Source organism: Luteibacter sp., from assembly GCF_051958795.1.
In the GTDB taxonomy this organism is placed as follows: Bacteria; Pseudomonadota; Gammaproteobacteria; order Xanthomonadales; family Rhodanobacteraceae; genus Luteibacter.
Genome location: NZ_JBQCFT010000048.1, coordinates 1 through 7,158, shown reverse-complemented (window position 1 = coordinate 7,158; position 7,158 = coordinate 1). Strand labels below are relative to the sequence as shown.

The following is a 7,158-nucleotide window of genomic DNA, read 5'->3' as shown; positions in this document are numbered from 1 at the left end:
ACCTTGGCCACGACGCAACGCGCCGTAACGAGGCCAGCGAAGCACGGCAGGTGCGTTATCGCATGACGATGCTGATCCCGCAGGTCGCTTCGCTTGCCGACGCGCTGGCGCATGTATCGCTGCGAGACAGCGCTGCCGCGCGCGGGTGCGAACGCGTTCTTGCCGAGGTGATCGCGTGGCTGCGCCAGGGTATCGACGGTACGCCTGACGAGGGCGACGCGCTGCGCCATGCCATTGATGCCTTGCGCGAACGGCACGTGGCAGAGCCCGGCGACGCGTTGCCGGCCATCAACGCGGCCGAGCGCCTGCGTGACCTCGTGGATCTCTGGCAGGATTGCCTCGTCCTGCACCGCGCCTTCATCGTCAAGGCCCCGGGCACGCCTCCGTTGGCCTACCGCGACGCCGTGCCGGACGACAGCCGCCGCTTCCATGACCACGTGATGATGCTCCACGCGGCACTATCGCCAGCGCTCGCGTTCGTCGTGGCGGCCGTGGCGTGGCTGTACAGCGGTTGGCCCGGCGGCGCGTTCGGTGTCGTGCTGGTCGCCGTTTCCACGGCGTTCTTCGCCGCGTCGGATGCCCCCGCCTCCCTGATCGGCCGTTTCCTGTTGTGGCAGACCATCAGCGTCGCCGCAGGGCTCGTCTATCTCTTCTACCTCTTTCCACAGATCACCAGCTTCACCGGCGTGGCGCTGGCACTCGCGCCACCACTCGTGCTGGTCGGCACGCTGACGGGACGCCCGGCCTTCAACATGGGCGTGCTGCTGGTGACCTCGCAAACGATCAGCGGCATCGCCGTGCACAACAACTCCGCCGCCAGCTTCGACGACTACGCGAACAGCAGCCTCGCTGCGTTGGGCGGGCTGGCCTTCGCCGCAGTATGGAGCGCGGTTACCCGTCCGTTCGGTGCGCAGATCGGCGCACGCCGGCTCGCACGGGCCAACTGGCGCGAGCAGATCGCGCTAACGCGTCGCGACCTTCGGCTGGATCGCCGTGCCGCGCTGTCGCTACTTGTCGACCGCACCGCGCAGTGGATGCCGCGCCTCGCGTTGACGACCGGCGGCCCGCTCTCGCACATGGACGCGGTGCGTGACCTGCGCGTCAGCGTCGCGCTGATCGACCTGCGTGAGCAGCGGACGAACGGCGCGACGGCGCTCGACCCCGTGCTAGACGCAAGCCACCGCTATTTCCGCGACTGCCTCACGGCGCACGCCTCGCTCCCGCCACCTGCCGTGTTGCTGGACGCCATCGACGTGGCAACGGCGACACTCGCCGTCACCCACCCCGGCGCCGCTACCGCGCTCCTGCGCTACCGCCTTGCCCTGCTGGCGCTGCCACCCGCGGCAGCCGTCGTATCCCACCCCGCCTCTCCTCCCACACTATCCCCCCTCTCCCAGTGAACATCCCCCTCTACGGCGAGTTCAGCCTCTACGGCGTGTACATCCCGACGCTCCTGGCCGTCCTGGTCGCGGCCTACGTCGTGAAAAGCCTCGTGCGCCTTGTCCTCGGCAAGACGCACTTCTACGCGTGGGTTTGGCACCCCGCGCTATTCAACCTCGCGATCTACGTGCTGGCCGTCGCTGGCGTGCTGGCGCTCATGCCGGAGGTGGCGCATGGCTGAGTTCGCACGCAGGATCCTGCCGACGGTCGTGACCCTCGCCGTCGTAGCTGCCGCGATCGGCGCGGGCATCCACGTATGGCGTGCCTATGACGACCTGCCGTGGACGCGCGACGCGCACATCCGTGCCGATACGGTGCAGGTTGCGCCGGATGTCTCGGGCCTGGTCACCGACGTGTACGTCCACGACAACGACACGGTGAAGCGCGGTCAGCCGTTGTTCGTCGTCGACCGCGCGCGTTTCGAACTCGCGGTACGTCGTGCGGATGCGGCCGTGGAGGAGCAGCGTGCCGTCGTCGCCGAGCTGCGCCGCGAGGAAGCGAGAAACCGTGCGGTCAGCGATCTGGTGGCGCGAGAATCCGCCGAACAGGTCACCGCGAAGCTGGCCGCGGCCGAGGCTCGCCTGCACGCCGACGTGACCGCTGCGGATACCGCACGCCTCGACCTGGAGCGAACCGTGGTGCGGGCGCCCGCGGACGGGACGCTCAACGACCACGTGGTGCGCGCCGGTGACTACGTAAGCGCGGGACACGCGCCGTTCGCGATGGTGGATGGGAATTCATTCCACGTGGATGGCTACTTCGAGGAAACCCGCCTGCACGGTGTGAAGCCTGGCCAGGCCGTGACGATCCAGGTCATGGGCGAACAGGGCGTGCTGCACGGCAAGGTGCAGAGCGTAGCCGCGGGTATCGCCGATCGCGAGCGTGCGAACAGCGCACAGGGCCTTCCCGACATCAACCCGACCTTCAACTGGGTGCGCCTCGCACAGCGTATCCCGGTGCGGATCAGCCTCGACCACGTGTCCCCCGACCTGCTGCTTGTCGCGGGACGCACGGCGACCGTCACGATCCGCATGGAGGATCGGGCGGGGGCGGCGCCATGAATCGGCGGCTTGCCTTCGCATCGCTTGCGTGGCCCCTCCTGCTCGCGGCTTGCACGACCGTCGGCCCGGATTACCGCGTGCCGGATAAGGCGATGGTCAACGACACCAGGGCGAACGGCGCCTTCCTCGCCGAACACGGCGCCGGGACGGATGCAGCAGCACCCGTGCGCGACGACTGGTGGAAGCTCTACAACGACGCGACCCTCGACGGGCTGGAACGTCAGGCCCTGCAAGCCAATGCGAGCCTGCGCGCGGCGGACGCCAACCTCCGCCGCGCTGGCGCGCTGCTGGCCGCGGCGGAAGCCGAGCACGAGGTGACGACGACGGCCAGCGCCACCGCCCAGCGCACCCTGATCTCCGCGCAGTCCTACCTGCAGGAGGAAAAGCTCCCCACCTTCAACGGCGCGGTGACCGGTGTCGAGGCGTCGTACGACTTCGATCTGTTCGGCAAGCTGCGTCGTGGCGTGGAAGCCGCCTCCGCGGACGCTGAAGCGGCGATGGCGGCTCGCGATGTCGTGCGGATCACCGTGGCGGCGCAGGTCGCCGCGAGTTACGTGGGCATCTGCGAGGCCGCGCATGACATGGATGTCGCCAACCGGACGGTACAGGTGCAGCAGCGTGGCGCCGACGTAGCGAAGCGCCTGTTCGACGCCGGCCTGGGCAATCGACTCGACGTGACCCGTGCGTCGGCGCAGCTCGACCTCGCGCGGGCGGCATTACCCCCGCTGCAGCGTCGCCATGAAGCCGCACAGTACGCGCTGGCCGCCTTGCTGGGCCATGTGCCCGGCGATATACCGGACGCGGCTAAATCTTGCACAGCGGCTCCGGCACCGAACCAGCCGATTCCGGTGGGCGATGGCATGGCGTTGCTGAAGCGTCGTCCCGACATCCGCGAAGCCGAGCGCAAGCTTGCTGCAGCGACCGCTCGCATTGGTATCGCCACGGCGGACCTGTATCCCAGCGTATCGCTCGGTGCGTCGGCAGGAACCAATGGCCTGCTGGCCGACTACGGGCAGGCGCCGCAGCGCTACTGGTCCATCGGCCCGTTGATCAGCTGGACGCTACCGACGCGCTCGGCGCGGGAGCGCGTGGAAGTCGCTAAGGCCGGTGCCGATGTCGCGCTTGCATCGTTCGACCAGACCGTCATCCAGGCGTTGAAGGAAACGCAGACCGCGCTCAGTGACTATGCGCATGCGCTGGATCGCGAGGAGACGCTGCGCGAGGCGCTGGCCGACGCGACGACGGCGTCGAAGCAAGCGGCGGACCTGTATCGCGCGGGACGCACACCGTACCTCAGCGCGCTGGATGCGGAACGCACGCGCGTCACCGCCGAAACGGCACTGACGGAGGCCGAATCCGCCGTATCGGACACGCGCATCCACCTGTTCTACGCCTTGGGTGGCGGCTGGCAGGACGGCGGCTGAGCACGTCGCAAAATATTGTCGTATCGCATCACCCGCCGAAGTGCTAAACCATGCGCCGCGGGGACGCTGGATGGGAGCCAGCCATGCTTACGGAGCAACACATGCAACAGGTCATGCGAGTGGCAAGGGCAACGTTCGTTGCCATGCTTTTGATGGTCGGCGTAGCAGCGCATGCCGATGAAACGGCAAACCATGTCACCGACCAGGAACTATCCGATGCAAAGTGCGCCATCGGCATGGAGAAGTTCCTGCCGGGCGATTACTACTATTGCCTCGGCGCGCAGAACTACGGCACGCAGCACACCGAGGCCGCGCAGCGGTTCTTCAAGGAAGCGGCGGGATGGGCGAGCTAGCCCGCGCAGTACGTGCTGGGCATCATGGCGCTCAACGGCGACCACGAACCCATGGACCGGCCGCTCGCCTATGCGTGGTTCAACCTGGCGGCCGAGCGGCAGACACCGCGATTCGTCCAGCCACGCGATGCCTTGAAGGCCACGCTTACTGCCGACGAGCTACGCCGTGCCGAGGCTTACCTGGCCGACATGCGCCGGACGTACGCCGATGCGGTCGCCGCGCCTCGTGCCGAAACCCGCTACCACGATGGCATGGCCGCGCTGAAATCCAGTGGTGGCAACAGCTACTGCATGGCCGGCTCCCAGGATTTCCGTGACCTGGCCGAGGGCAAGGCGCCCACGTCGTGCCCGCCGACGAACACCGTGGTCCAGTTCATCGACAAGCAGTCGAACAACGTGTTCGAGGACTGGACGGGGCATGTGACCGTGGGTGCGCTCCAGGCCGTGCCGGGTGGCACCGCGCAGCCCTAGGGGCGGCCATCGCGGAATTCGTTTAGCCTGACCCACCCGGAGCCTGTCGAATTTGGCCCTGGCCATTCGACGCAGGGATAGAGGGATGTCCTCTGCACACTCAACGAGGTGGAAAACCATGGGTACCGTCACGCTGCACCGCGTCCTCCGCACCACGCCCGAGCGCCTGTTCAAGGCGTTCACCGATGCCGACGCACTGCCTAAGTGGCTGCCGCCGCATGGGTTTACCTGCAAGGTGCATCACGTCGACGCGCAGGTGGGTGGCACCTTCAAGATGTCCTTCACCAACTTCACCACTGGAAACAGCCACGCGTTCGGCGGGAAGTACCTCGAGGTCGTGCCGGGCGAGCGCCTGCGCTACACGGATGTGTTCGATGACCCGAACCTTCCGGGGCAGATGGTGACCACGGTCGTCATGACGAAGCTGGCCATGGGTGTCGACCTGCATATCACCCAGGAAGGTATCCCCGAGGCGATCCCTGTTGAGATGTGCTACCTCGGCTGGCAGGAATCGCTGCAGCTGCTGGCGTTGCTTGTCGAGCCGGAAATTTCCGGCTAACCGACACGTCGGGGCATGGGCTGGAGGCCTTTGTCCTATCCGGCCGGGCCTGCCTTGGCTATCCTGTTGTCACATTGGGTAGCCAGAGAAAGGCCCGTACGCGAGTGAACCAGGTGAGCCACAACGCGAGCGACAGGACGTGCGCGCGCCATGGGTGAGGAAAGGACGGGTTCCTGCCGGGTCACGGCCATCTTCGTGGGCCTTCTGGTTTTGCTGTCGGTCGCGGCGGTATGGGTGCCCCGGTGGCGTGCCGCCGCGCCCCGCGCTTTCCAGTCAGCCACCTTCGTGCGCACCTCCCCCGTGGTGGAGTTCTGGCTCAGCACGGCCGATCACCGGCTGAAGCTCGCGCCGCAGACCGAGATCTCCCTGCTCGACGGAGCAGCGGATGACGCCGACATCACCGTGGATACGGCCACCCGCCACCAGGTCAGGGATGGCTTCGGCGCATCGATGACCGACGCTTCGGCGTGGCTGATCAGGAACCGGATGAGCGCGACGCAACGGCGTGCCCTGCTGGATGAGCTGTACGGCGAGCCGCCGAACCTCAACATGAACATGATGCGCCTGACCATCGGCTCGTCGGACTTCTCGTTGAACGTGTACACGCTGGATGACATGCCGTTCGGGCAGACCGACGAGAAACTGCGCCATTTCAACCTCGCACCGAACCTGGACTACCTGATCCCGGTCGTGAAGCAGGCGCTCTCGATCAACCCGGGCCTGCTCATCGTGTCGTCCTCGTGGACGGCGCCTGCATGGATGAAGGACAACCAGAACCTGCTGGGTGGCGAGCTGCAGGAGCAGTACCACGAGGCCTATGCGGATTACCTCGCGCGCTACGTCGATGCGTTCCGCGGCCAGGGCATCCCGATCTATGCGCTGACCCTGCAGAACGAGCCGCTGTACTCACCGGTGAGCTACCCGGGCATGCTGATGAACCCAGCGACCCGGATCAGCGTCATCAAATACCTGGGCCCCAAGCTGGCCAGCCGCACGCCGCGTACGCGCATCCTCGAGTGGGACCATAACTGGGCCGTGCCGTCGCAGCCCCTGGCCGTGCTCGCTGATCCGGACGCGGCGCGCTACGTCGACGGTGTCGCCTGGCACTGCTACGAAGGCAGCCCGTTCGAGCAGGGCAAGGTGCATCGCGCGCATCCGGACAAGGACACCTACATCACCGAGTGCACAGGTGGTGACTGGCCGCTCGACATGAACGGTGAACTGCTCTGGTTCTCGCGCAACCTGCTGGTGACGGGAACCCGGCAATGGGCGCGCGGCGTGATTTACTGGAACCTCGCGCTCGATGAGAACCACGGCCCGCAGTTCGGCGGCTGCCGCCTGTGCAAGGGGCTTATCACGATCGATTCGGAGACGGGCGATGTCACGCGCAACGACGAGTATTACGCGATCGCGCATTTCAGTCGCTTCGTCGAACCGGGCGCCGTCAGGGTGAAATCCACCGATACCGACGCCGACAAGAAGCTCGCCAATGTCGTCTTCCAGAACGCATCGGATGGCTCGATCGTCATGGTCGTGGTGAACATCAACACGCAGGCGCGGCGCTTCTCGGTGTCCCAGGGCGAACACCATTTCGCAGTCGACATGCCCGCGGAAAGCGTCGGCACCTTCGTCTGGAACCAGGCACCCGCCGCCGCATGGATCAAGCGCGCCCTGAAATGGCTGGCCCCCCGACCCGCCCCTAACCCGTAGGAGCGCGCTTTGAACTGACCCCCAGAAGTTGGACACCCGTCCACCCTCTGGGGGGCCTCATGGCTAAGTACGACAAGCGATTCAAACTCAAGGTAGTAAAGCAACTACTAGCGGGCCCTGATGGCGCCCGGCGACTTGCC

The 7,158-nt window shown here is 66.5% G+C and carries 8 protein-coding genes; all 8 read left to right on the top strand.

Annotation, left to right across the window (positions count from 1 at the left end; translation table 11 throughout):
• Positions 1 to 1,400: FUSC family protein (locus tag ACTHLF_RS02700; RefSeq protein ID WP_440324630.1), on the top strand; the 1,400-nt coding region annotated here is incomplete at its 5' end.
• Entirely contained in the window at positions 1,397 to 1,621 is a 225-nt protein-coding gene (locus ACTHLF_RS02695) for a DUF1656 domain-containing protein (RefSeq protein ID WP_440324628.1), read from the top strand. The genes ACTHLF_RS02700 and ACTHLF_RS02695, both read left to right, overlap by 4 nt.
• Complete coding sequence (locus ACTHLF_RS02690) at positions 1,614 to 2,501, top strand: efflux RND transporter periplasmic adaptor subunit (RefSeq protein WP_440324627.1); 888 nt, start codon at positions 1,614 to 1,616, stop codon at positions 2,499 to 2,501. The genes ACTHLF_RS02695 and ACTHLF_RS02690 overlap by 8 nt, the downstream gene beginning before the upstream one ends.
• Positions 2,498 to 3,925: an efflux transporter outer membrane subunit gene (locus ACTHLF_RS02685; RefSeq protein WP_440324626.1), complete on the top strand. Its 1,428-nt coding sequence runs from the start codon at positions 2,498 to 2,500 to the stop codon at positions 3,923 to 3,925. Before ACTHLF_RS02690 ends, ACTHLF_RS02685 begins: the two co-directional genes overlap by 4 nt.
• A 101-nt stretch (positions 3,926 to 4,026) precedes the next feature.
• Positions 4,027 to 4,278: a hypothetical protein gene (locus ACTHLF_RS02680; protein WP_440324624.1), complete on the top strand. Its 252-nt coding sequence runs from the start codon at positions 4,027 to 4,029 to the stop codon at positions 4,276 to 4,278.
• A 12-nt stretch (positions 4,279 to 4,290) separates the two neighbouring features.
• The gene (locus ACTHLF_RS02675; RefSeq protein WP_440324622.1) at positions 4,291 to 4,749 is read left to right on the top strand and encodes a hypothetical protein; all 459 of its coding nucleotides are present in this window, start codon (positions 4,291 to 4,293) and stop codon (positions 4,747 to 4,749) included.
• 118 nt (positions 4,750 to 4,867) lie between these two features.
• Positions 4,868 to 5,308, top strand: coding sequence for an SRPBCC family protein (locus ACTHLF_RS02670; RefSeq protein ID WP_440324620.1), 441 nt, complete (start codon positions 4,868 to 4,870; stop codon positions 5,306 to 5,308).
• Between the two features lie 150 nt (positions 5,309 to 5,458).
• Positions 5,459 to 7,018: a glycoside hydrolase family 30 protein gene (locus ACTHLF_RS02665; RefSeq protein ID WP_440324618.1), complete on the top strand. Its 1,560-nt coding sequence runs from the start codon at positions 5,459 to 5,461 to the stop codon at positions 7,016 to 7,018.
• The last annotated feature ends 140 nt before the right edge of the window (positions 7,019 to 7,158 follow it).

Excerpts from the sequence above, each read along its gene's own strand:
- ACTHLF_RS02690 (WP_440324627.1), top strand. The coding sequence starts at position 1,614 with ATGGCTGAGTTCGCACGCAGGATCCTGCCGACGGTCGTGACCCTCGCC.
- ACTHLF_RS02670 (WP_440324620.1), top strand. The coding sequence starts at position 4,868 with ATGGGTACCGTCACGCTGCACCGCGTCCTCCGCACCACGCCCGAGCGC.
- ACTHLF_RS02685 (WP_440324626.1), top strand. The coding sequence starts at position 2,498 with ATGAATCGGCGGCTTGCCTTCGCATCGCTTGCGTGGCCCCTCCTGCTC.
- ACTHLF_RS02680 (WP_440324624.1), top strand. The coding sequence starts at position 4,027 with ATGCAACAGGTCATGCGAGTGGCAAGGGCAACGTTCGTTGCCATGCTT.
- ACTHLF_RS02665 (WP_440324618.1), top strand. The coding sequence starts at position 5,459 with ATGGGTGAGGAAAGGACGGGTTCCTGCCGGGTCACGGCCATCTTCGTG.